Origin of the sequence: Microbacterium sp. NPDC089188 (genome assembly GCF_040685155.1) — a bacterium.
GTDB lineage: Bacteria > Actinomycetota > Actinomycetes > Actinomycetales > Microbacteriaceae > Microbacterium > Microbacterium galbum.
This window is the reverse complement of the sequence record NZ_JBFBHH010000003.1, coordinates 75,497-98,965: the sequence shown is the minus strand read 5'-3', so window position 1 is coordinate 98,965 and position 23,469 is coordinate 75,497. Positions and strand designations below refer to the sequence as shown.

Genomic DNA, 23,469 nt, shown 5'->3' with positions numbered 1-23,469 from the left:
CGCGGTTCGGGGCGCGCGGTTCCACTCGGGGCGGAGTATTCGGCGCCCCGAACGCGACATCGCGCCCCGAACCCGGGAAAGGCCGCGTCAGCCGTCGATCACCGCGACCAGCTCGTCCAGAAAGGCCGGGAACGACGTCGCGCGGCGGACGATGCGCTGCACGCTGTCGCGCTCGCTGAAGACCTCGACGAACTGCTCGAACACCGTCTGGAAGGCCTCGCGGTCGGTCTCGCTGAACGCCACGAGAGCCACCACCTGCACGCGTCCCTCGCCCCACGCGATGGAAGGGTCGGCGATGCCGATGGCGATGCGGGTCTGCGTCGCGGTCATCCCCATCGCGTGCGGCACGGCGAGGGCATCGGTGAACGCGGTCGACGAAATCGACTCGCGCTCTACCGCACGGGCGACGTAGGCCTCGTCGATGACGCCCTGCTCCACGAGCAGACCGCCCAGGCGACGGATGACGCCGGCCTCGCCGTCGGCGGCATCCAGGCCCCGCACGAACGCGCCCGGCGCGAAGTAGCGCTCGAGCTCATCGCGCAGGCGCGCCAGGCGTCGCCCGCGGCGGATGCGTCCCGCAGCGGCCTGGACGCGTTCGACGTCGGCGTCGGTGAGGAACGGCTGGATCCGCACGAACCGGTCACCGGGCCGCGGCGGGTCGATCGTGGTCAGCACGAGGTCGGTCTCGATCGCATCCCACGCCGGGTCGATGCGCGTCTCGACGCCGACGACCTCGATCGCCTGCCCGAGGGAGCGGTCGACGCTCGAGCGCAGCAGCTCGTGGAGTTCGTAGTACCCGGGGCACACGATGGTCGCCGTCAACAGCTGGTCGGCGCGACGGCTGCGCTCGAGGCGCCCGCCGACGTGCATGGCGATGTAGGCGATCTCGTCGTCGAGGATCGGGATGCCGAGACCGTCCTGCAGACCCTTGGCGATGTACACGGCGACCTCGAAGATCATCGGATACGTCGACTTCAGCGACCGCGTCAGCGGATTGCGCGACCACGCCTGCTCCCGGGATCGGGCGAGGAGGTTCTGCACGTGCAGCGCCAGCCGCAGGATGAAGTCATCGTGCGCGATGTCGACGAGGAACTCGGATGCCGCGTTGTCGACGACCAGCCGAACGGCCGCCTCCACCGCGGGGTCGAGGCGCGCGCGCACGTCGTCGCCGCCCGGCGAGCCCGGGGCGACGATGCGCGTCAGCACGAGGGTGGCGAGGTGGCGGAGGTCGCCCGAGCCGAGCTGCACGCCGATGTGCTTGACGGTCAGGCGGTCGAGCAGCTCGACCACCGCCGCGGCGGCGTCGGAGGAGTCGCCGCCGGGAGACCCGAGCGCGCGGTCGCGGGTGGTGCGGTCGGCGGCGATCGCGATGTGCATCACGACGTCGCCGATGCCGATCTCGTTCACGTAGTAGCCGAGCGCCCCCAGCTCGGCGACGAGCTCCGCCTTGAACGGACCGAACGCCCGCGCCCCGACCGAGCGCGCGCCGAGCGTGCGCCGCAGCGCGTCGAGATCGAACAGGCCGGCATCCATCTCGTCGTGCGCGAGCTTCGACAGCAGGCGCCGCTGGGCGACCTCGGTCCCGCGCAGACGGGCGGTGGATGCCGAGCGCTCCAGCGTCAGCTCGGTCCCGCCGAGAAGGCCGCGCACGCGCGACAGGTCGGCCTCGAGGGTGGCGGTGCTCACGTGCAGCACGTCGGCGGTGTCGAAGACGTCGATGCCGTCGGCGGAGTCGAGCAGGCGCCGCACGAGGGTGTGCAGGCGGTCGCGCGGGGTGCCGGCATCCGACCCGGAGAGGGAACGCAGCGCCGCCGCGGCATCGCCGCCCGCGCGGTACCCCAGGGGACCCGACTCGATCGCGGCACCGGACGACACCCGGGCGTTGATCGCCGTGACGTACGACCGGATGCTGCGCGGTGTGACCCCGAGCGCGTCCGCCAGCGATGCGGCGGTCGACCATTCCCCGTCCCGCAGCAACAGGGCCAGCAGGCGGTCTTGGCGAGCCTTCGTCGTCACGATCCGTCCTCCGCGCCGCCCCGGTGGGCGGCGATCCGTCCATCCTTTCACGCCCCTCCCCACCGGGCGCGGGAACGCGCGCGACGGCACGCGCGGCGCGAGCGCGCGGGGCCGCGGCATCCGCGTTCCGGGGGGTGGGAAACGAACCTGGTTGTCTCCTGTGAGGCGGGTGCGCACAATCGAGAGGAAGAAAGGCCGGTCGATGAGGATCCTCGTGGTGTGTGGAGCGGGTGCGTCGAGCACGTTCGTGGCGCAGCGCGTCCGTCGTGCTGCGCGGGACCGCGGCCTCGACTACAACGCCTCGGCCGGGACCGCACGATCGCTGCCCATCGACCTCGACGGCGCCGACGTCGTGCTCGTCGGCCCGCACCTGGCCGACGATCTCCCGCACATCCGCCGCGACGCCGAAGCCCGCGGTGCCACCGTCGTGCTGCTCCCGGACGATGTCTTCGCCGACCTCAGCGGCACCCGAACCCTCGCCCTGGTCGAGGACTCCCTGCGCTCCCGCCAGCCGGCGGACACGATCTGAGTTCGACGGAGAGACCCATGCCCCATCTGACCCGCACCGTCCGCATCGGATCGTCGCACGGCCTGCACGCGCGCCCCGCGAAGCTGTTCGCGCAGGCGGCGAAGGAATCCGGCATCCCGGTGACCCTCGCCAAGGACGCGGGCTCCCCCATCAACGCCGCGAGCATCCTCGGCATCATCGCGCTGGGGCTGGAGCAGGGCGACTACGTCACCCTGACCGCCGACGGCGACAACGCCGACGCGACGCTCGAGCGCCTCGCCGAGCTGCTGACCACCGACCACGACGCCGAGTAAGGAAGACACACACCATGACGGAACTCCGTGGAGTCGGAATCGGACTGGGAGTCGCCCAGGGACCCATCGCGCGCATGGCCGAGCCCCTGCCCGCCCCGAAGGATGCGAAGAGCGAGCTGAGCGTCGAGGACGAGACCGCCCGCGTCCGCGAGGCGATCGGCGCCGTCGCGCGCGAGCTCGAGGCCCGCGGCGCGCAGGCGGGCGGCGCCGCCCGCGACGTGCTCGAGGCGCAGGCGATGATCGCCGAGGACCCGACTCTCGAGGCGGAGGTCGACAGCCGCCTCGCGAGCGGCAAGACGGGCGAGTTCGCCGTGCACGACGCCTTCGCCTCGTTCCGCGAGCAGCTCGTGGCCCTCGGCGGCTACCTCGGCGAGCGCGCCGCCGACCTCGACGACGTCGCCCAGCGCGTGATCGCACGGCTTCGCGGTGTCGCGGCCCCCGGCATCCCGGATCCCGGCCACCCGTTCGTGCTGGTCGCCAAAGACCTCGCCCCCGCCGACACCGCCCTGCTCGACCTCGACAAGGTGCTGGCCCTGGTCACCACCGAGGGCGGGCCGACCTCGCACACCGCGATCCTCGCGCGCGAGAAGTCGATCGTCGCCGTGGTCGGTGCGAGCGGTGCGAAGGACCTCGTCGACGGGCAGTCGGTGATCGTGGATGCCGCCGCCGGCGTCGTCACCGTCGACCCGACCGACGACGAGAAGACCCGCGCGGCGAACCGTGCCGAGGCCCGTGCGGCCGCGGCATCCGCCCCCATCACCGACGGCGCCCTCGCCGACGGCACGAAGGTGCCCCTGCTGGCCAACCTCGGAAAGCCCGGCGGTGCCGCCGAGGCCGTGGAGCTGGGCGCGGAGGGCGTGGGCCTGTTCCGCACCGAGTTCCTGTTCCTCAGCTCCAGCTCGGCTCCCACCGTCGAGGAGCAGCGCGCGGCGTACACCGAGCTGCTGAGCGCCTTCCCCGGCAAGAAAGTCGTCGTGCGCGTGCTCGACGCCGGCGCCGACAAGCCGCTGCCCTTCCTCAATGACGCGCACGAGGAGAACCCCGCGCTGGGCCTCCGGGGCCTTCGTGCCCTCCGCGCCAGCGAGGACATCCTGCGCGAGCAGCTGACCGCCCTCGCCGAAGCGGATGCCGCGACCCGCGCGTCCGAGGCCGGCCCCGCCGACCTGTGGGTCATGGCGCCCATGGTCTCCACCGTCGAGGAGACCCGCTACTTCACGGCACTCGCGAAGGACTACGGCCTCAAGACGACCGGCGTCATGGTCGAGGTCCCCTCCTCCGCGCTCCTGGCGGATCGCATCCTCCAGATCGCGGACTTCGCCTCGATCGGCACGAACGACCTGACGCAGTACACGCTCGCCGCCGACCGCCTGCTCGGTTCGGTCGCGTCGTTCCAGGACCCGTGGCATCCGGCCGTCCTCCGCCTCATCCGCGAGGTCGGCGCCGCGGGCCAGGCGCACGGGAAGCCCGTCGGCATCTGCGGCGAGGCCGCGGCCGATCCGCTGCTCGCCGTCGTCCTCGTCGGACTCGGCGCGACCACGCTGTCGATGGCCCCCACGGCCCTCGCCGACGTGCGCGCGACCCTCCTCCGCCACACCCTCGACGACGCCCGCCGCATCGCCGAGGCCGCCCTGTCCGCCGACGACGCGGCATCCGCCCGCGAGGCCGCCCAGGCTGCCTCCGCTCTCGTTCCCACCCCGTAAACCCCGGGGGGGCGGCGACCGCCGCCCCCTTCTGCACCGCGGCGCACGCCGTACCCCCATCGCGCGGCTCCCGCCGTGCACCTACCAAGGAGACACAGCAATGACGACGACGTCACCCGCCAAGAAGCCGGGAGGGGCTCGGATCGCGGTTCAGCGATTCGGCACGTTCCTCTCCGGCATGATCATGCCGAACATCGCGGCATTCATCGCATGGGGCTTCATCACCATGCTCTTCATCCCCGCCGGGTTCTTCGGTGCGAACAGCCCCTTCGGCTGGCACTGGGCCCCGGTCGCCGAGATCCTCGGCGGCGGCGGTGACGCCGCCACCATCGGCTGGCCCGGAGCAGCGACCGCGCTGACCGCGAACGCCGACGGCGGCACCTACCAGGGCTATGTCGGCCTGGTCAGCGTCATGATCACCTACCTGCTGCCCCTGCTCATCGCCAACACCGGTGGACGCATCGTCTACGGCGCGCGCGGTGGCGTGGTCGCGACCATCGCCGTCATGGGCGTGATCGTGGGCACCAACATCCCGATGTTCCTCGGCGCGATGATCATGGGCCCGCTCGCGGCCTGGATCACCAAGCAGATGGACAAGCTGTGGGACGGCAAGATCCGCCCCGGCTTCGAGATGCTCGTGAACAACTTCTCCGCCGGCATCCTCGGCATGATCCTCGCGATCGTCGGCTTCTTCGCCTTCGGTCCCGTCTTCCTCGGCATCAGCGCGGTCCTCGGCAGCATCGTCGCGTTCCTCGTGCAGTTCAACCTGCTCCCGGTGCTGTCGATCATCGTCGAGCCGGCCAAGGTGCTGTTCCTCAACAACGCCATCAACCACGGCGTCTTCACCCCGCTCGGCATCGAGCAGGCGGCTGACACCGGCAAGTCGATCCTCTTCCTCATCGAGGCGAACCCCGGCCCCGGCCTGGGTCTGCTGCTCGCGTTCACGTTCTTCGGCGTGGGTGCGGCCAAGGCCTCGGCTCCCGGCGCCATCGTGATCCAGTTCCTCGGCGGCATCCACGAGATCTACTTCCCCTACGCCCTCGCCAAGCCGATGACGATCCTCGCGCTCATCGCGGGTGGCGCCTCGGGCGTCGCGGTCAACATGATCTTCGGCGGCGGCCTGGCCTTCCCGGCCGCTCCCGGCAGCATCATCGCCGTCACCGTCGCCGCCATCGGCGCCGGCCCCGCCAACCTGCTGGTGGTCTACCTGTCGGTGATCGTCGCCGCCGTGGTGACCTTCCTCGTCGCCGGTGTCATCCTCCGGGCCTCGCGCAAGCGCGACCAGGAGGCCGAGGGCGACAGCTTCGCCGCGGCCATCGACCAGACCGCCGCCAACAAGGGCAAGGAGTCGTCGGCGCTCGGCGCCCTCCGCACGCGCGCTGCCGGCACCACCGGTTCGGGTACCACCGAGTCGGCCGACCACGACGTCGACGCCGCCCTGGGCGGTCTCGGGGGCGGGGTCGCCACGAAGCAGCTGAACACCATCGTGTTCGCCTGCGACGCCGGCATGGGCTCCTCCGCCATGGGCGCGAGCGTCCTGCGCAACAAGATCAAGAAGGCCGGCATCGAGGGGGTCACGGTCACCAACCAGGCCATCGCGAACCTCGACGGCTCGGCCGACCTGGTCATCACGCAGAACCAGCTCACCGACCGCGCGAAGGCGCAGTCGCCCGACTCCGTGCACGTCTCGGTGGACAACTTCATGAACTCGCCGCGGTACGACGAGGTCGTGGAGATGGTCCGCTCGCAGCACGAGGCCAAGTAACCCAATAGCACGCCAGGGGTCGGAGCGTCAGCCCGGCCCCTGGCGTCTTCCCGTCCGGCCCGCGTTTTGCGAGGCTGGACAGCACGACGAGAAAGGCGAGAACCATGTCGAACGTCCTCCGCATCGAATCCGTCCGCATCCACCCCGGAAGCGCCACCCGCGAGGAGGCGATGAAAGAGGCGGCCGATCTGCTGCAGGCCACCGGTTCGGTGACCGCCGACTACTTTGCCGCCATGCAGCAGCGCGAGCAGACCGTGTCCACCTACATGGGCAACGAGCTCGCCATCCCCCACGGCACCAACGAGACCAAGCAGGCGATCCTCGAGTCCGGTCTGTCGGTCGTGCGGTACGACGGCGGCGTGGACTGGGGCGGGGAACCCGTCACCTTCGTCATCGGCATCGCCGGCAAGGGCGACGAGCACCTCGAGATCCTGTCGCAGATCGCCATCCTCTTCTCCGAGGAGGACGATGTCGCGCGCCTGAAGGCCGCCTCCTCCCCTGAGGAGCTCTACGAGGCCCTCGCGGGCTCCGTCAACGCATGAAGGCCGTCCACTTCGGCGCGGGCAACATCGGCCGTGGCTTCGTCGGCCTCCTGCTGCACGAGGGCGGGTACGACCTCGTGTTCTCCGACGTCTCCGCGGCGCTGGTGTCCGCCATCAACGACGCGACGTCGTACACGGTCCACGAGGTGGGCGAGGGCGGCGTCGACAAGCAGGTGACGAACTTCCGCGCGATCGACAGCTCGGTGGATGCCGAGGCCCTCGTCGACGAGATCGCCACCGCCGACGTGGTGACCACCGCCGTCGGCCCGACCATCCTGAAGTTCGTGGCTCCGCACATCGTGGCCGGTCTCGCGCTGCGCGACCCGTCGCTGCCGGCGCTGCAGATCATGGCGTGCGAGAACGCGATCGGCGCGACCGACCAGCTGCGCGACCACGTCGTCGAGCTCGCCGGCGAGTCGTGGGATGCCCTGGCGTCCCGGGCCGTCTTCGCGAACACCGCGGTCGACCGCATCGTGCCGGCCCAGGCTCAGGGCGGCGTCGACGTCACCGTCGAGCCGTTCTACGAGTGGGCGATCGAGCGGGCCCCGTTCGGCGACACCCCTCCGCACATCCCCGGCGCGCACTTCGTCGACGACCTCGAGCCCTACATCGAGCGCAAGCTCTTCACGGTCAACACCGGTCACGCCACCACGGCGTACTTCGGGGCGCAGGCGGGCATCGAGCGCATCTCCGACGCCCTCGCCGACCCGGCGATCTCGGCCAAGGTCGAGGCGGCGCTCGAGGAGACCAGCGCGCTGCTCGTGCAGAAGCACGAGTTGGATGCCGGCGTGCAGGGCGAGTACCGCGCGACGATCCTGCGCCGCTTCCGCAACACCGCGCTGCCCGACACCGTGTGGCGCGTCGGACGGCAGCCGCTGCGCAAGCTCTCGCGGCACGAGCGTTTCGTGGGACCCGCGGCCGAGGCGATCGAGCGGGGCCTGAGCGTCGATGCGCTCGTCGCCGCGATGGCCGCGGCCCTGGAGTTCCAGGATGCCGAAGACGCCCAGGCCGTCGAGCTGCAGCGCCTGCTGCGCGAGCTCGACGCCGACGCCTTCACGGCGCAGGTGACCGGACTCGACGCCGCGCACCCGCTGTTCGCCCGGATCGTCGAGGTCGTCGCCGCCCGGCAGACGGCTCTCTCGGCCTGAACCCTTCCGACACCGCCGACGCGGCCGCATCGGGCGGCGCGTCGGCGGTGTCGTGTTCGCGGGCAGGACCGACGCTGCACGGCCGGCGGCCGGGGATACGCTCGAATACGTGACAGACAGCGCTGCCCCCGCCGCCCCTGCTCCCCGCCGCCGTCGCCGATGGCTGCGGTGGACCCTCGGCGGCCTGGGCGCCCTCGTCGTGGTGCTGGTCGGCGGCATCCTGATCTACAGTCAGGTCGGTGTCATGGGCGCCGAACCGGGCCCGCTCGCCTCGGCCGAGGCGGATCCCGGGCTGACGATCACCGACGACGGTGCGGGGATCGTGCTCTCCCCCACCGCGGGAGCGACCGGCCAGGGACTGGTGTTCATCCCGGGCGCGAAGGTGCAGGCGGAGGGCTACATCGCCACCCTCGCCGACGTCGTCGTCGACGACGGCGTCACGGTCGTGATCACGAAGCCGTGGCTGAACCTCGCCTTCTTCGACCCCCGTCCCCTGTCGACGTTCACCGACCTCGCGCCCGACGTCTCGACCTGGGCGGTGGGCGGCCACTCGCTCGGCGGCGTGCGCGCGTGCCAGCTCGCGACCGACGCCGACGCGCTCGTGCTGTTCGCCTCGTACTGCGCGAACGATCTCTCGGCATCCGGGCTCCCCGTCCTGAGCCTGTCGGGCTCGGAAGACGGGCTGTCGACCCCGCAGAAGATCGCGGATGCCAAGGGCGAACTGCCCGCGGATGCCGCCTTCGTCGAGATCCCCGGCGCCTCGCACGCGTCGTTCGGCGCGTACGGCCCGCAGCCGGGTGACGGCACCCCCACCGCCGATCCGGCCGAGGTCGACCGGGTGATCGCCGAGCAGCTCGCGGGGTTCCTCCCCCGTCCCTGACCGCCGCCCCGTCTCTCGCCGCACACGGCGGTGAGTGTCCAAGACACGCCGCTTCCCGGGTTCGGGCACCGGCGTGTCTCGGACACTCGACGAGAAGGGGTCAGTCCCGCGGAGGCTCACCCCGTGCGGCGCGGGCCTGCTCGGCCGCGAGCTCGGCGCGGATCGTGTCGGTGCGCACGTCGGTGGGGCGCTCCCCCGGCTCCCACAGGCGGTCGACACCGGCCTGCGGGTGCCCCTCGGTCGCGGCGAGCGAGGCCTCCAGCGCCCGCTCGTAGCGGCTCTGGCGACGCTTGAGCCACAGCCCCACCACGAGGAACACCGCCAGCAGCACGTAGGCCGATGCGGCGAAGGGGTGCAGCACGAGGTCGGCGACGTTGCCCTGGCTCAACTGCAGCGCCTTGCGCAGCTGCTGCTCCCCCATCGGCCCCAGGATGAGCCCCACGATGAGCGGTGCGATCGGGAAGCCGAAGCGCCGCATGAAGTACCCCAGCGCCCCCACCACCAGCAGGATGACGATGTCGAGCGTCGAGAAGCTCACGGCGTAGGCGCCGAGCACGGCGAAGGTCAGGATGCCGGCGTACAGGTACGGACGCGGGATCTGCAGCACCTTCACCCAGATCCCCGCGAGCGGCAGGTTCAGCACGATGAGCAGCACGTTGCCGATGTACAGACTCGCGATCAGGGCCCACACCAGGTCGCCCTGGTTCTGGAAGAGCTGGGGCCCCGGCTGGATGCCGTAGGACTGGAACGCCGTGATGATGATGGCCGCGGTGGCCGTCGTCGGAAGGCCCAGCGTCAGCAGCGGCACGAGCACGCCGGCCGCAGCGGCGTTGTTGGCCGCCTCGGGGCCTGCGACACCCTCGATCGCCCCGCGACCGAACTGCTCGCGGTTCTTCGACAGCTTCTTCTCGCTCGCGTACGACAGGAAGGTCGCGACGTCCGCACCGCCGGCGGGGATCGTCCCGATCGGGAAGCCGATGAAGGTGCCCCGCAGCCACGGCTTCCACGAGCGGCGCCAGTCCTCCTTCGTCATCCAGTTGCGCCAGCCGCGGGTGACGGGGATGACGGGGATGGGCCCGTGGCGCAGGCGCGCGGCGACGTACAGGGTCTCCCCCACCGCGAACAGGCCGACGGCCACGAGCACGACGCTCACGCCGTCCGACAGCGCGAGCACACCCATCGTGTACCGCGCCTGACCGGTGGTCGCCTCGGTGCCGATGAGTCCGACGAGCAGGCCGATGCCGAGCGAGGCGAGACCGCGAGCCGGCGACGACCCGAGCAGCGCACCCACGGTGACGAAGGCCACGACGATGAGCGCGACGAAGTCGGCGGGAGACAGGTTCACCGCGAAGCGCGCGAGCAGCGGAGCGAAGAGGGTCAGCAGCGCCGTGGCGATCGTGCCGGCCACGAAGGAGCCGATCGCCGCGGTGGCCAGCGCCGCCGCGCCGCGACCGAGCTTGGCCATCTTGTTGCCCTCGATGGCGGTGATGACGGATGCCGATTCACCCGGCGTGTTCAGCAGGATGCTGGTGGTCGAGCCACCGTACATCCCGCCGTAGTAGATCCCCGCGAAGGTGATGATGGCCGCCGTCGGGGACAGCGAGTAGGTCAGGGGCAGCAGGAGGGCGACGGTCATGGCCGGGCCGATGCCCGGGAGCACGCCGACGGCGGTTCCGATGACGACGCCGAGCAGCGCGAACAGCAGGTACTCCGGCTGCAGCGCGGTGGCGAAGCCCTCCATGAGGGAGTTGACAGCATCCATGTCGACGGTCTCCTAGCCGAACAGGGGTCCGGGGCCGTACCACCAGTCGAAGGCGGCCCCGCGGGGAAGGAAGAGGCCCAGGCCCTCGCCGAAGAGGAGCTGGGTGCCGATGCCGATGACGAGACCGGCGAGGAAGGCGACCCACGGACGCTTGGCGCCGAGGGTCCAGGCCACGCCGCCGAACAGCAGAGCGGCGACCATCCACCAGCCGAGCAGTTCGAGCAGCAGCAGAACGGCGACCATCAGCGCGACGAGCTTCAGGATCGTCCACCAGTCGGTCTTGGCATCCGGATCGATGTCCTCACCCTCTTCGCGCGGAGCCACCCGGCCCCGCAGAGCGGCGATGACCAGCGTGATTCCGGAGCCGAGCAGAATGGCGGCGACGGCGAAGGGGAACACCTGGGGGCCGATCGCCTGACCGGCGGGGACGCGGATGGCGAACGCGCCGACGAGGGCGAACACGCCCAGCCCGACCACGACGCCGGCGAAGGCGACGTTGCCGATGCGCTCGGCGCCCCACCGGGGGCGGCTGGTCGCCGCCGCCCCCGATGCGTCGGTGGTCGTCACGACACGAGCCCGATGTTCTTCAGGGTTCCGGAGACGTCGACGACGTTCTCCTCGACGAAGGAGGTGAACTCGTCGCCGGTCAGGAAGGCATCGGTCCAGCCGCGCTCCTCGAGCACGCTCTTCCACGCGTCGGACGCGTGCATGTCGGTGACGAGCTTCGTGAGGCCCTCGGCATCCGCCTCGCTGATCCCGCCCGGGGCGAGCAGGCCGCGCCAGTTCGTGTAGACGACGTCGTAGCCCTCGGCGGTCATGGTGGGCACGTCGGGCAGCAGCGTCGCCGCCTCCTTGCTCGAGACGGCGAGGGCGCGCAGGTCGCCCGACTTCACGTATTCGGCGAACTCCCCCACGCCCGAGATGCCCGCCGCGGCGTTGTTGCCGAGCAGCAGCGACACGGCCTCGCCGCCGCCGGCGTTCGGCACGTAGTTGAGCTTCGAGGTGATGTCCGCCCCGGTCAGGCCGGCTTCCTCGAGGAGGAGCCCCGCGAGGATGTGGTCCGCGCCGCCGGCCGAGCCGCCCGTGATGGTGACGCCCTGCCCGTCGGCGACGACGGCGTCGACGAGGTCCTTCAGCGTTTGGTACTGGCTGGCCGCGGGCACGACCACGACCAGCGGCTCCTCGGTCAGGCGCGCGATGGGGGTGGTGTCCTCGATGCGGTTCTCCGCGGCGTTGGTCTCGACCGCGCCGACCATCACCAGGCCCGTCACCATGAGCGTGTACGGGTCGCGCTCGGTCGCGAGCGAGGCGAGGCCGACCGTGCCGCCGGCGCCGCCGACGTTGCTCACGGCCGCGGTCCCGACGAGCTTGTCGCCGGTGAGCACGTCGGAGACGGCGCGGCCGGTCTGGTCCCAGCCGCCGCCCGGATCGGCGGGGACGACGATGTTGACGGAGTCGATGGAGGCGGCATCCTGCGAGGCGGCCGCCCCGCCGGCACCCGCGCCCTGCGGGTTGCAGCCGGTGAGGGCCGCGAGCGACAGCGCAGCCAGGGGGACGAGGGCGATGGTGGTGCGACGCATGCGCGATACTCCTCTTCGAGTTCGGGGGAGGCGCCGTCGCCTCCCCGCTGATCGCTCACGGTAGGCAGAGCGCACGGATGCCGTCTCGCTTGCGCAAGTAACGACGAGTTCGGCAACTATTGGTCGCGGGCGGGTGTGGGCGGCGGTCGACGCCCGGGAGACAATGGAGCGTGGTCCGAGCACTGTCGCTGAGACTGCAGCTGTTGCTGCTGCAGGCGCTGATCGTGTGCGTCGTGACCCTCGGTGCCGGCCTCGTCGCCGTCTGGATCCAGGAGAGCGCGATCCGGGACTCGTACCGCGAGCGCATGGTCGGCGTGGCCCTGTCGATCGCCCGTCTGCCCGTCATCGTCGAGGCGTTCGACGACCCCGACCCCTCGGCCGCGATCCAACCGGTCGCGGAGGTGATCCGGGAGGCGTCGTCGCTGACCTACGTCGTCGTCACCGATGTCGACGGCATCCGCTTCTCGCACCCTCACCCCGACCGCATCGGAGAGAGCGTGTCGACAGACCCCTCGATCCCGCTCTCGGGGCAGGTGTGGTCGGGCACCGAGACGGGCACGCTCGGCGAGTCGTACCGGGTGAAGGTGCCGGTCTACGCCGACGGCGACACCGGTGAGGACGACGCGGGGGCCGAGATCATCGGGTCGGTGTCGGTGGGCGTGCTGGAGTCCGAGCTCGCGGCCGACCTGCAGTCGCGCCTGCCGGGACTGCTGCTGGCGTTCGGCGGAGCAGCGGTGGCGGGGGTCTTCGGTGCGGCCTGGGTCGCGGCCCTCATCCGTCGCCGGATCTTCGGGCTCGAACCCGACGAGATCGCCGAGATGGTCGGCGAGCGCGAGACGATGCTGCACCGGCTGAGCGAGGGCGTCATCCGCGTCGATCACCGCGGCATCGTCACGAGTGCGAACGACGCCGCCGAGCGCATCATCGACCGCGGCGCTCTGCGGGGCCGCCGCGCCGACGAGACGCTCGACGGGCCGCTCCTGCAGGTGATGGAGGACGGCGAGCCCGAGGGGCGCCTCGTGCTCGCCGGCGAACGTCCCGTGATCGCCCGCTCGACGGGACTGCGAGACGACCGCGGGCGCCTGGTCGGCGCGACGCTCCTGCTGCGCGACCACAGCGAGCTGCACGAGGCGCTCCGGCAGATGGACGGCCAGCAATCGCTCACCGAGGGGCTGCGCGCCCAGGCGCACGAGTTCGCCAACTCGCTGCACGTGGTCTCGGGCCTGCTCGAACTCGGAGCCTACGACGACGCCCGGGAGTTCATCGCGCGCGTGCGCCCGGGCGGGTCGCTGGACCTCGGTCCGGATGCCGCCGGTCTGGGCAGCGAACTGACCGCGCTGTTGTCGGTGAAGCTCGCGCGATCGCGTGAGCTCGATGTCGCGCTCGAGATCATCGCCGACGGCACCCCGCCGGCCGAGGCCGTCGGCGACATCGTCACCGTGGTGGGCAACCTCGTCGACAACGCGCTGGAAGCCTGCCGCCCCGGCGACCGCCTCCGCGTGACGGTGGATGCCACGGCGCCCGCCGTGCGCATCGTCGTCGACGACAGCGGCGCGGGGGTGCCCGACTCCCTCCACGACCGCGTGTTCGACGAGGGCGTCAGCACGAAGGATGCCCGTCGTCGCGCTCGCGGGATCGGCCTGGCCCTGGTGCGGCGCGTCGCGCGGCGGCGCGGCGGCGAGGCCCGCGTGTCGCGCTCCCCGCTCGGCGGTGCGCGGTTCGAGGTCGTCCTGCCCGAGCCGGAAAGGGTCTCATGATGGTCCTGCGCGTCCTCGTCGTCGACGATCAGCCCGCGGTCGCGTCGCTGCACGGCCTCTTCGTCGCCGGTCACGCCGCGTGCGAGGTCGTGGGCTCGGCGGGCAGCGGTCCGGATGCCGTGGCGGCCGTCACCGATCTCCGTCCCGACCTGGTGCTCCTCGACGTGCACCTGCCGGGCTTCTCGGGGCTGGACGCCCTGCGCGCCGTGCGAGCGGATGCCGGGATCGTGCAGCCCGAGGTGATCGCCGTCACCGCCGCGCGCGACGTCGACACCGTGCGCACGGCACGGCTGATGGGGGTGCAGCACTACCTCGTCAAACCGTTCACCGCGAGCGAGCTGCACGCGCGCATCGACGATGTCCTGGCGGAGCGCAGGTCGTCCGCCGCCATGGAGGGATCGCTCAACCAGCGGGGCGTGGACGCGGTCCTGCGACCCGTGACGCGACGCCCGCTGCCGAAAGGGCTCTCGCGTCCGACGCTCGACCTCGTGCGTACCGCGCTCGACGACCTCCGCTCGGCGAGCGCGGCCGAAGTCGCCGACCACCTCGGCCTGTCGCGGGTGAGCTGTCGGCGGTATCTGGAGCACCTCGCCGACGACGGCGAGTGCGTCCGCACCCTCGATTACTCCACCGCCGGTCGCCCGAGCACCCGCTACACGCTCGCGACCCCGCCGGCGTAGTCCCCGGCCCCCGTCCGCCCCGGCGCGGCGCGGCGCCTTGCAGGCTCTCGCCCTCCCCCCGGCATCCCCTTCGTCGAGTGTCCAGGACACCCCGCATCCCGGCGCGAGGCGCGGCGTGTCCCGGACACTCGCACGCGCTGACGCGAGCGAGACGCGTGGGTCCCCCTTCATCGAGTGTCCAGGACACGCCGCGTTCCGGTGCCCGGGGCGGCGTGTCCTGGACACTCGACAGGGGCGAGGGCATCGCACGACGACGTGGCGCGCATCCGCGGGTACGCGCCACTCGACGCCGCGACTCAGCGCTGGAAGCCGTCCGAGATGATCTCGATGAGCTCTTCGCGCTCCTCCACCGGGAGGAACGCCCCGGCAGCGGCGTTGAGCTGGAAGGCCTCGAGATCGTCGAGGCCGTACTCGAACGCCTCCGCCAGCAGCCCCAGCTCGCGCGTGAGCGTCGTCGCACTCATCAGGCGGTTGTCGACGTTCACCGTGACCGAGAAGTCGAGCTGGTACAGCAGGTCGAAGGGGTGGGCGTCCATGGTGTCGCCCCAGGCTTTGACGGCGCCCGACTGCAGGTTCGACGTCGGCGACAGCTCGAGCGTGATCTCGCGGTCGCGCACCCAGCGCGCCAGGTCGCCGAACGTGACCTGCACGTCTTCTCCCTCGCGGGACACGACGTCGAGGTCGTTGGCGATGCGCACACCGTGGCCGAGGCGGAGGGCGCGCCCGTCGATCAGTGCGGAGCGGATGGACGCCAGACCGGCGCCCTCCCCCGCGTGCACCGTGGTCGGGAAGAACTGCTCGGCGAGGTAGTCGAACGCGGCACGGTGGCGGCTGGGGAGGAACCCGTCCTCCGCCCCCGCGAGGTCGAACCCGACCACGCCCCGCCCGCGCCACGAGACGGCGAGCTCGGCGATCTCGCGCGAATTGTCGGCGTGGCGCATCGCGGTGAGGAGCTGGCCGACGCGGATGTCGTGTCCGCGGGCGTCCGCGGCATCCTCTCCCTCCTCGATGCCCTCCTGCACGGCGTCCACGACGTCGTCGAGGCTGAGACCGCGGGTCAGGTGCTGCTCGGGCGCCCAGCGCACCTCTCCGTACACGACGCCGTCGGCGGCGAGGTCTTCGACGAACTCCTTCGCGACGCGCACGAGACCCTCGCGCGTCTGCATGACGCCCACCGTGACGTCGAACTTCTCGAGGTAGTCCTCGAGCGAGCCGCCGTCGATGTGGTCGCTGAACCAGGCCTTCAAGCCCTTCGCATCGTCGGCGGGGAGGTCGAGGTCGATCTCGTCCGCGAGCTCGAGCACGGTCTGCGGACGCAGTCCCCCGTCGAGATGATCGTGCAGCGACACCTTCGGGAGGTTCTTCACTTTCACGCCGTCGACGCGGAAGTCCTCGGTGGCTGTGCCCATGGGGGTGCTCCTCTTGCTGGATGCCATCACGCGGTGATGCGTTCGCGCACGATCGACGTCGCCGCCGGGGCGGTGTCGCCGATCTCCCACGCACCGCCGACCGCGTCGAGGGCGCGCGCGAAGCGCGTCTCATCGTCGGCCGACAGGGTGAACAGCGGCTGGCCGGCGGCGATGGACTGGCCCACCGTCACGTGCAGGTCGATACCCGCCGCGTGCACGACGGCATCCTCCGCCCGCGCGCGACCCGCGCCCAGACGCCAGGCCCCGATGCCGAAGGGCAGGGCGTCGACGCGCGTGACGACACCGGAGCGATCGGCGACGACCGTGTGCGTCTCGCGCGGAGTGGGGAGGGCGGCATCGGGGTCGCCGTCCTGGGCACGGATCATGCGCTTCCACACGTCCATCGCGCGACCGTCGCGAAGCGCCGCCTCGACGTCGGCATCGGGCCGGCCCGCCAGCGTGAGCATCTCGCGGGCGAGGGCCACGGTCAGCTCGACCACGTCGGCGGGTCCGCCTCCCGCCAGCACCTCGACCGACTCGCGCACCTCGTTGGCGTTGCCGATGGCGAGGCCCAGCGGGGTGTTCATGTCGGTGAGCAGCGCGGTGGTGTTCACACCCGAGTCGGTGCCGAGCGCGACCATCGTCTCGGCGAGCTCGCGCGCGCGGTCGATGTCCTGCATGAAGGCACCCGAGCCGAACTTCACGTCGAGCACGAGCGAGTCGGTGCCCTCGGCGATCTTCTTCGACATGATGCTGGAGGCGATGAGCGGGATGGCCTCCACTGTGCCGGTGACGTCGCGAAGCGCGTAGAGCTTCTTGTCGGCGGGGGCGAGCCCCGTGCCCGCGGCGCAGATGACCGCGCCCACGTCACGCAATTGGGCCATGATCTCGTCGTTCGACAGCGCCGCACGCCAGCCGGGGATCGACTCGAGCTTGTCGAGAGTGCCACCGGTGTGGCCGAGCCCCCGGCCCGAGAGCTGCGGCACGGCGACGCCGAAGGCGGCCACCAGCGGCGCGAGCGGCAGGGTGATCTTGTCGCCCACGCCTCCCGTCGAGTGCTTGTCGACGGTCACCTTGCCGAGGGAGGAGAAGTACATGCGCTCGCCCGACGCGATCATGGCGTCGGTGAGCACGCGGATCTGGTCGCGACCGAGGCCGTTCAGCAGCACTGCCATCGTGAACGCCGACATCTGCGCGTCCATCACGTAGCCGCGCGTGTAGGCGTCGACGAGCCAGCGGATCTCGCCCTCGGTGATCGCGCGTCCGTCGCGCTGAGCGCGGATGATGTCGACGGCGTCGTACGACTCCACCGATCCCTGACCGCTCATCGCGCCGCCTCCTCGAGGTCGCGGGGCCCGAACGCGTCGGGCAGCACCTCGTCGATCGTCCGGATGCCGCTGACCGTTTCGAGCAGCATCCCGGGGATCGCGTGCTCGAAGAGCAGCTGACGGCAGCGACCGCACGGCATGAGGGTGCGTCCCTCGCCGTCGACGCAGACGAAGGCCACCAGCTGACCGCCGCCCGACATGTGCAGCTCGGAGACCAGGCCGCACTCGGCGCACAGCGTCACGCCGTACGAGGCGTTCTCGACGTTGCAGCCCGAGACGATGCGCCCGTCGGCGACGAGCGCTGCGGCGCCCACCTTGAAGCGGGAGTAGGGCGCGTACGCGCGGTGCATGGCATCCGTCGCCGCGGCGCGGAGTTCATCCCAATCGATGTCGGTCATCGTGGTGCGGGGGGTCCTCTCGTGAAGGGGGAAGCGGGCTGGGTCAGCCCTTGATGTACGGTTTGCCGGCGGCCGCGGGTCCGCGGACCTTTCCGACGAGACCGGCGACGGCGAAGATCGTCACGACGTACGGCAGCATGAGCATGAACTCGCTGGGCACGGGCGATCCGATCACGCCGAGGGTGTTCTGCAGGTTCGATGCGAAGCCGAACAGCAGAGCCGCGAGCGTCGCCCGGATCGGGTCCCACTGGCCGAAGATGACCGCGGCGAGCGCGATGTAACCGGCACCCGCCGTCATCTCCTTGTTGAAGGCGCCGACCGAGCCGAGCGTGAAGAACGCGCCGCCGAGGCCCGCGATGGCCCCGCCCAGCGAGACGTTCCAGAAGCGCGTCTTGGCGATGTTGATGCCGACGGTGTCGGCGGCCTGGGGGTGCTCTCCCACCGCGCGCAGGCGCAGGCCCCAGCGCGTGTGGAACAGCCCGAGGTAGACCAAGGCGACCGTGACGTACATCAGGTAGACGATGACGGTCTGGTTGAACAGCATCGGTCCGATGATCGGGATGTCGGCCAGGAAGGGGATGGGCAGACGCGGAAAGCGGGGCGGCGAGTTCAGCGTCGCGGCGTTGGGCGCGAGGACCTGCGAGAACAGGAAGCTCGTCAGGCCCACCACGAGCACGTTGAGCACGACACCGACGATGACCTGGTCGACGAAGTACTTGATCGCGAAGGCAGCCAGCACGAACGACACGAGCACGCCGGAGACCCCGGCCGCGAGCAGCCCGATGAACGGGTTGCCCGTCGCGGTGGCCACGATCGCGGAGGTGAACGCCCCCGCGAGCAGCTGGCCCTCGATGGCGATGTTCACGACGCCGACGCGCTCGCTGAGCACACCCGCCATGGCACCGAAGATGAGCGGAACCGACAGGCTGAGTCCACCGGCCAGCAGACCGGTCAGCGGGATCACCGAGGTGGTCGCCCCCGCGGCCGCCCAGGTGAGGAAGCCGACCATGAAGACGAGGGCGAAGATCACGGCGAGCCAGATCGGGGGGCGGCGGCGTGCCCGCACCATCATCACGCTCGCGAGCGTGACCACGGCGAGCAGCACCGTGCAGACGATGCCGGTGACGACGCCGCCGAGGACGACCTCGGGCAGTTGCAGGAACTCACCGGGACTCGAGATGCGGAAGACGGCATCGCCGTCCTGCCGGGCGACGATGAACAGCACGGCGGCCAGCACCGTGATGACGCCGTAGACGATGGGCGCCTTCCAGCTGACGACGACAGCGGTGTCGAGCGTCTCCGGAGCCGTGGCCTCGGGGTGTGCGGCGGTGGTGCTCACCGGGCCGCCTCCTTCTTCTTGGCGGCGCGCACCTTGGGCTGGCGCGCCCCGGGGGCCGGCAGACGGAAGATCGCGCGCACCAGCGGCGGCGCCGCGATGAAGAGCACGATGAGCGACTGCACGACCAGGACGATGTCGACCGGAACGCCGTTGGCCGCCTGCATGGCGAAGCCGCCGGCCTTGAACGCGCCGAACAGGATGCCGGCGACCAGCACGCCGACGGGGGTGGAACGACCGAGCAGGGCCACGGTGATGGCGTCGAAGCCGATACCGGCGTCGATGCCGCTCGAGAAGCCGGTGGTCACCGTGCCGAGCACCTGGTCGACGCCCGCGAGGCCCACGAGGGCTCCCGAGATGAGCATCGCGTAGACGTACATCGACTTCACGTTGATGCCGGCTACGCGCGCCGCGTTCGGGTTCAGGCCCACGGCGCGGAAGCGGAAGCCGAGCGACGAGCGCTCGAGGATCCACCAGACCACCGCGACGGCGACGAGCGAGAGCACGAAACCGAAGTGCAGGTTGTACCCGGAGCCGAAGAGGTCGGGGAACACCGCGGTGTCCTTCATCGGAGGGGTCGTGGGGTTGTTCGATCCCGGTGCCTGCAGCAGCCCGGGGGTGCGCAGGAGGTAGTACACGATGTAGAACGCGACGTAGTTCAGCATGATCGTCACGATCACCTCGTGCGCCCCGGTGCGCGCCTTGAGCACACCGGCGATACCGGCCCAGACGGCTCCCGCGACGACACCCGCGACGAGGGCGACGATCATGTGGATGCCCCACGGCAGGTCGAACGCGAAGGCGACCCATCCGCCGGCAGCGGCGGCGACGAGCATCTGGCCGCGACCACCGATGTTGAACATGCCGACGCGGAAGGCCAGGGCGACACCGAGACCGGCCGCGATGAGCGGCGTGGCGAAGGTGAGCGTCTCGGTCAACGGCCGGATGCCGGTGGCGAACTCCGGACGACGGAAGTTGTAGATCGCGCCCTGGAAGAACGACGAGTACGCACCGGAGACCGACTGCCAGATGGCGGCGAGGGTGTCGCCCGGTCGCGCGAAGAAGTACCCCGCTGCGGCCTGCACGTTCTCGTCGGTGGCGGCGATCATGATGGCGCCGACGAGCAGCGCCAGGATGACGGCCAGCACCGAGATGATGGCGTTGCCGGTGGCGATCTCGCGGAACGCCCGCCGCCAGCGGTTCTCGTCGTCCGCCGGTTCGGGGGCGACCACGCGTGCCTCCGTGGCGGGATCGATGCGGGATTCGCCCTCGAGGGCGAGGTCGGCCTGACCGGCCTCGGCGACCTCCGCGGCGCGCTCGGCGCGCGCGGCGGTCGGGTCGTGCGGGCTGTGCGGATCGCTCACGCCGCGACTCCTTCGTTCTGGGGCGCTTCGCCGGCCATCATGAGGCCCAGCACGTCGCGCGAGGTGTCGCCGGGGACGATGCCCACGACGCGACCGCGGTACATCACCATGATGCGGTCGGCGAGGGCGGTCACCTCGTCGAGCTCGGTGGAGACCACGATGACGGGGACTCCGGCGTCGCGCGTCTCGATGACGCGCTTGTGGATGAATTCGATGGAGCCGACGTCGACGCCACGGGTCGGCTGGGCCGCGACGAACAGGCGCAGGTCACGGCTCAACTCGCGCGCCAGCACGACCTTCTGCTGGTTGCCGCCCGACAGACGCCCCACCGGGGTCTCGATCGAGGGAGTGCGCACATCGAACTCGGTGACCTTCTCGCGCGCGAAGTCGGCGAGGGTGGACAGCTGGATCGCGCCGCCCTTGACGAACGGCGCGCCGTCGGCGCGGTCGAGCATGAGGTTCTCGGCGATGGAGAACTCCCCCACCAGACCGTCTTCCTTGCGGTCTTCGGGGACGAAGCCCACCCCCGCGTCGAGGACCGCGCGCACGCTCCGTCCGTTCAGCTCCGTCCCGTCGAGAACGACGGAACCCTCGACGCGCTCCTGCAGCCCGAGCAGCGCCTCGGTGAGCTCGGTCTGACCGTTGCCCTGCACACCGGCGATGGCGAGCACCTCGCCCCGACGCACGTCGAAGCTCACGTCGTTGACGACCAGCTGTCCGATGGGGTCGACGACCGTGAGGTTCGACACCGAGAGGCCGACGTCGCCGAGCGTCGGCTCCTCCTTCTGCACGGTGAGCTCGACCGCGCGGCCGACCATGAGCGAGGCCAGCTCGGCGTTCGAGGCGCGCGGGTCGGCCTCGCCCACGACCTTGCCGAGACGAATGACCGTGATGCGGTCTGCGACCTCGCGCACCTCGCGGAGCTTGTGGGTGATGAAGACGATCGAGGTCCCCGCGGCCTTGAGCTGGCGCATGATCGCCATCAGCTCGTCGGTCTCCTGCGGGGTGAGCACGGCCGTGGGCTCGTCGAAGACGAGCACCTTGGCATCCCGGGAGAGGGCCTTGATGATCTCGACGCGCTGCTGCACGCCGACGGGCAGGTCGTCGACGAGGGCGTCGGGGTCGACGTCGAACCCGAAGCGATCGGAGATCTCGCGCACCTTCGCGCGGGCGGCCGCGAGGTCGAGGCGACCGCCGACCTTGGTGGGCTCGTGGCCGAGCATGACGTTCTCAGCCACCGTGAAGACGGGGATGAGCATGAAGTGCTGGTGCACCATGCCGATTCCCGCGCGCATCGCGTCGCCGGGACCGGAGAAATGCTGGACGGCGTCGTCGAGCAGGATCTCTCCCCCGTCGGCCTGGTAGAGGCCGTAGAGGACGTTCATCAGGGTGGACTTGCCGGCACCGTTCTCGCCGAGCAGGCAGTGGATCTCTCCGGCCTCGACGGTGAGGTCGATGTGATCGTTCGCCACCAGGGACCCGAAGGTTTTCGTGATCCCGCGGAGTTCGAGCTTCATGTTCCCGATCCTAAGTTCTGTGGCATCGGACGAGGGAGGCGTCCGACGAGACCGACCCGCCTCGTGAGCGGATCGGCGTCTGAGGAGGAGGGGCGCAGGGCGCCCACTCCATGAGGAGGGGAGGCCGGCATCGCGCCGGCCTCCCCTGGAGAGTGGAGTTCTCTCAGCCGGCCAGGTAGGACTCGACCTTGATCTTCCCGCTGATGACGTCGGCCTTCAGCGCGTCGACCTTCGACGACAGGTCGGCCGGGACACGGTCGGACCAGTCGTGGAACGGGGCCAGGCCCACGCCGTCGTTCTCGAGCGTGCCGACGAACGGGGCGGTGTCGAACGAGCCCTCGCCCGCGGCGACGATCGCGTCCTTGGTGCCCACGTCGATGCCCTTGAGGATCGAGGTCAGCAGCAGGTCGCCGATGCCGGGGTCGGTCTCGTACACGTCGGCGTCCACGCCGACGAGCGCGATCTCGCGGCCGGAGTCCTGGATGGCGACGGCGGCCGACTGGTAGATCGGGCCACCGACGGGCAGCAGCACGTCGACGTTCTGGTCGATGATCGCCTGCGCGGTCTGGCGCGCGGTGTCGTTGGCCTCGAAGCCACCGGTGAACGAGCCGTCCTTGGCGGTGCGGTCCCACCCGACGACGCGCACGGACGCGTTGTTGTCGGTGTTGTACTTCTCGACGCCCTGGGCGAAGCCGTCCATGAAGATCGTCACGGTCGGGATGTTCATGCCGCCGAAGGTGCCGACGACGCCGGTCTTCGACGTGCCCGCGGCCAGGTAGCCGGCGAGGTACGCCGCCTGAGCGGTGTCGAAGATGATCGGCTTGATGTTCGGGGCGTCGGTGGTGCCGTCGAAGTTCTGGTCGACGGTGTCGTCGATCGAGACGTACTGCAGGTCGGGGTTCGCCGTGGCGGACTCAAGCGCGGCGGGGGCGAGCAGGAAGCCGACGGTGATGATGGTGTTGCAGCCCTGGTCGACGAGGTTCTGCAGGTTCGACGCGAAGTCGGTCTCGGACTGCGACTGCACCTCGATGGGCTTCTTCGAGCCGAGCTCGGAAGCGGCGGCGTCGAGGCCCTCCTTGCCGAGCTGGTTGAACGACTTGTCGTCGAATCCACCCGAGTCGGACACCATGCAGGGCAGGTAGTCGCTGGCGCCGGCGGCGGCACCACCGGATGCGCCGTTGCTCTCGGGTGCGGCGCCGCAACCGGCGAGCAGCGCCGCGGCGCCGATCATGGCGAGGCCGCTGACGACGGCCTTCTTCGTGGTCTTCACGAATGGTCCTCCAAGACGGATGCCCCCAACGGGTTCGGGGGACGATCCCGTCACGTTACCTACTGTGTCGGCGGGCTTGCGTCCCCGAGAGCCTCGCGCGCATCAATGGTTACAAAGACGCAATCTCGCGTCACGCGACCGCCACACGCCACAGCGGGCGAGACACTGGATGCCACGCGGGGCGGCATCCGGTGT

The 23,469-nt window shown here is 70.8% G+C and carries 20 protein-coding genes; 9 read left to right on the top strand and 11 right to left on the bottom strand.

Going from position 1 to position 23,469, the window contains the following annotated elements:
* Nucleotides 1–87: 87 nt before the first annotated feature.
* The gene (locus tag AB0N80_RS10375; protein ID WP_363578690.1) at nt 88–2,016 is read right to left on the bottom strand and encodes a PTS sugar transporter subunit IIA; all 1,929 of its coding nucleotides are present in this window, start codon (nt 2,014–2,016) and stop codon (nt 88–90) included.
* A 202-nt stretch (nt 2,017–2,218) separates the two neighbouring features.
* Here AB0N80_RS10375 and AB0N80_RS10370 point away from each other — a divergent pair, with 202 nt between their 5' ends.
* The 7 genes from AB0N80_RS10370 to AB0N80_RS10340 all read left to right on the top strand — a co-directional run bounded on the left by AB0N80_RS10370 (nt 2,219) and on the right by AB0N80_RS10340 (nt 8,873).
* On the top strand, nt 2,219–2,545 hold the full coding sequence (locus AB0N80_RS10370) for a PTS sugar transporter (RefSeq protein WP_315993362.1): 327 nt from the start codon (nt 2,219–2,221) through the stop codon (nt 2,543–2,545).
* 17 nt (nt 2,546–2,562) lie between these two features.
* Nucleotides 2,563–2,838, top strand: a complete 276-nt coding sequence (locus AB0N80_RS10365) for an HPr family phosphocarrier protein (RefSeq protein WP_076674181.1) — start codon at nt 2,563–2,565, stop codon at nt 2,836–2,838.
* 14 nt (nt 2,839–2,852) lie between these two features.
* Nucleotides 2,853–4,538 carry a phosphoenolpyruvate--protein phosphotransferase gene (gene ptsP, locus AB0N80_RS10360; protein ID WP_363393168.1) on the top strand — a complete coding sequence of 562 codons (1,686 nt, stop codon included), beginning with the start codon at nt 2,853–2,855 and terminating at the stop codon, nt 4,536–4,538.
* Nucleotides 4,539–4,638: 100 nt separating this feature from the next.
* The gene (locus tag AB0N80_RS10355) at nt 4,639–6,303 is read left to right on the top strand and encodes a PTS mannitol transporter subunit IICB (protein ID WP_363578689.1); all 1,665 of its coding nucleotides are present in this window, start codon (nt 4,639–4,641) and stop codon (nt 6,301–6,303) included.
* A gap of 104 nt (nt 6,304–6,407) precedes the next feature.
* A complete protein-coding gene (locus AB0N80_RS10350; RefSeq protein ID WP_363578688.1) occupies nt 6,408–6,845 on the top strand; it encodes a PTS sugar transporter subunit IIA in 438 nt (145 codons plus the stop codon).
* Nucleotides 6,842–7,993, top strand: a complete 1,152-nt coding sequence (locus AB0N80_RS10345) for a mannitol-1-phosphate 5-dehydrogenase (RefSeq protein WP_363578687.1) — start codon at nt 6,842–6,844, stop codon at nt 7,991–7,993. Before AB0N80_RS10350 ends, AB0N80_RS10345 begins: the two co-directional genes overlap by 4 nt.
* Nucleotides 7,994–8,102: 109 nt before the next feature.
* Nucleotides 8,103–8,873, top strand: a complete 771-nt coding sequence (locus AB0N80_RS10340; protein WP_363578686.1) for an alpha/beta hydrolase — start codon at nt 8,103–8,105, stop codon at nt 8,871–8,873.
* A 100-nt stretch (nt 8,874–8,973) separates the two neighbouring features.
* On the opposite strand, the gene AB0N80_RS10335 is transcribed toward AB0N80_RS10340, so the two are convergent.
* From AB0N80_RS10335 to AB0N80_RS10325, 3 genes are read right to left on the bottom strand one after another with little or no spacing between them, the layout of a single operon-like run.
* Nucleotides 8,974–10,635, bottom strand: a complete 1,662-nt coding sequence (locus tag AB0N80_RS10335) for a tripartite tricarboxylate transporter permease (protein ID WP_315993368.1) — start codon at nt 10,633–10,635, stop codon at nt 8,974–8,976.
* Nucleotides 10,636–10,647: 12 nt separating this feature from the next.
* Nucleotides 10,648–11,202: a tripartite tricarboxylate transporter TctB family protein gene (locus AB0N80_RS10330; protein WP_363578685.1), complete on the bottom strand. Its 555-nt coding sequence runs from the start codon at nt 11,200–11,202 to the stop codon at nt 10,648–10,650.
* On the bottom strand, nt 11,199–12,215 hold the full coding sequence (locus AB0N80_RS10325; protein WP_363578684.1) for a tripartite tricarboxylate transporter substrate binding protein: 1,017 nt from the start codon (nt 12,213–12,215) through the stop codon (nt 11,199–11,201). Before AB0N80_RS10325 ends, AB0N80_RS10330 begins: the two co-directional genes overlap by 4 nt.
* Before the next feature lie 170 nt (nt 12,216–12,385).
* Here AB0N80_RS10325 and AB0N80_RS10320 point away from each other — a divergent pair, with 170 nt between their 5' ends.
* Both AB0N80_RS10320 and AB0N80_RS10315 read left to right on the top strand, forming a co-directional pair.
* A complete protein-coding gene (locus AB0N80_RS10320) occupies nt 12,386–13,972 on the top strand; it encodes an ATP-binding protein (protein WP_363578683.1) in 1,587 nt (528 codons plus the stop codon).
* Nucleotides 13,972–14,652 carry a response regulator gene (locus AB0N80_RS10315; protein WP_363578682.1) on the top strand — a complete coding sequence of 227 codons (681 nt, stop codon included), beginning with the start codon at nt 13,972–13,974 and terminating at the stop codon, nt 14,650–14,652. The genes AB0N80_RS10320 and AB0N80_RS10315 overlap by 1 nt, the downstream gene beginning before the upstream one ends.
* Nucleotides 14,653–14,948: 296 nt before the next feature.
* Here the strand turns inward: AB0N80_RS10315 and AB0N80_RS10310 are convergent, their stop codons facing one another.
* From AB0N80_RS10310 to AB0N80_RS10280, 7 genes are all read right to left on the bottom strand, one after another.
* On the bottom strand, nt 14,949–16,061 hold the full coding sequence (locus AB0N80_RS10310) for an adenosine deaminase (protein WP_363578681.1): 1,113 nt from the start codon (nt 16,059–16,061) through the stop codon (nt 14,949–14,951).
* A gap of 26 nt (nt 16,062–16,087) precedes the next feature.
* On the bottom strand, nt 16,088–17,389 hold the full coding sequence (locus AB0N80_RS10305; protein ID WP_363578680.1) for a thymidine phosphorylase: 1,302 nt from the start codon (nt 17,387–17,389) through the stop codon (nt 16,088–16,090).
* Nucleotides 17,386–17,787, bottom strand: coding sequence for a cytidine deaminase (locus tag AB0N80_RS10300; protein WP_298874382.1), 402 nt, complete (start codon nt 17,785–17,787; stop codon nt 17,386–17,388). The genes AB0N80_RS10305 and AB0N80_RS10300 overlap by 4 nt, the downstream gene beginning before the upstream one ends.
* 43 nt (nt 17,788–17,830) lie before the next feature.
* Nucleotides 17,831–19,126 carry an ABC transporter permease gene (locus tag AB0N80_RS10295; protein ID WP_315993375.1) on the bottom strand — a complete coding sequence of 432 codons (1,296 nt, stop codon included), beginning with the start codon at nt 19,124–19,126 and terminating at the stop codon, nt 17,831–17,833.
* The gene (locus tag AB0N80_RS10290) at nt 19,123–20,487 is read right to left on the bottom strand and encodes an ABC transporter permease (protein WP_315993376.1); all 1,365 of its coding nucleotides are present in this window, start codon (nt 20,485–20,487) and stop codon (nt 19,123–19,125) included. Before AB0N80_RS10290 ends, AB0N80_RS10295 begins: the two co-directional genes overlap by 4 nt.
* Complete coding sequence (locus AB0N80_RS10285; protein WP_315993377.1) at nt 20,484–22,004, bottom strand: ABC transporter ATP-binding protein; 1,521 nt, start codon at nt 22,002–22,004, stop codon at nt 20,484–20,486. The genes AB0N80_RS10290 and AB0N80_RS10285 overlap by 4 nt, the downstream gene beginning before the upstream one ends.
* A gap of 163 nt (nt 22,005–22,167) precedes the next feature.
* Nucleotides 22,168–23,274: a BMP family ABC transporter substrate-binding protein gene (locus AB0N80_RS10280; RefSeq protein WP_315993378.1), complete on the bottom strand. Its 1,107-nt coding sequence runs from the start codon at nt 23,272–23,274 to the stop codon at nt 22,168–22,170.
* Nucleotides 23,275–23,469: the final 195 nt, after the last annotated feature.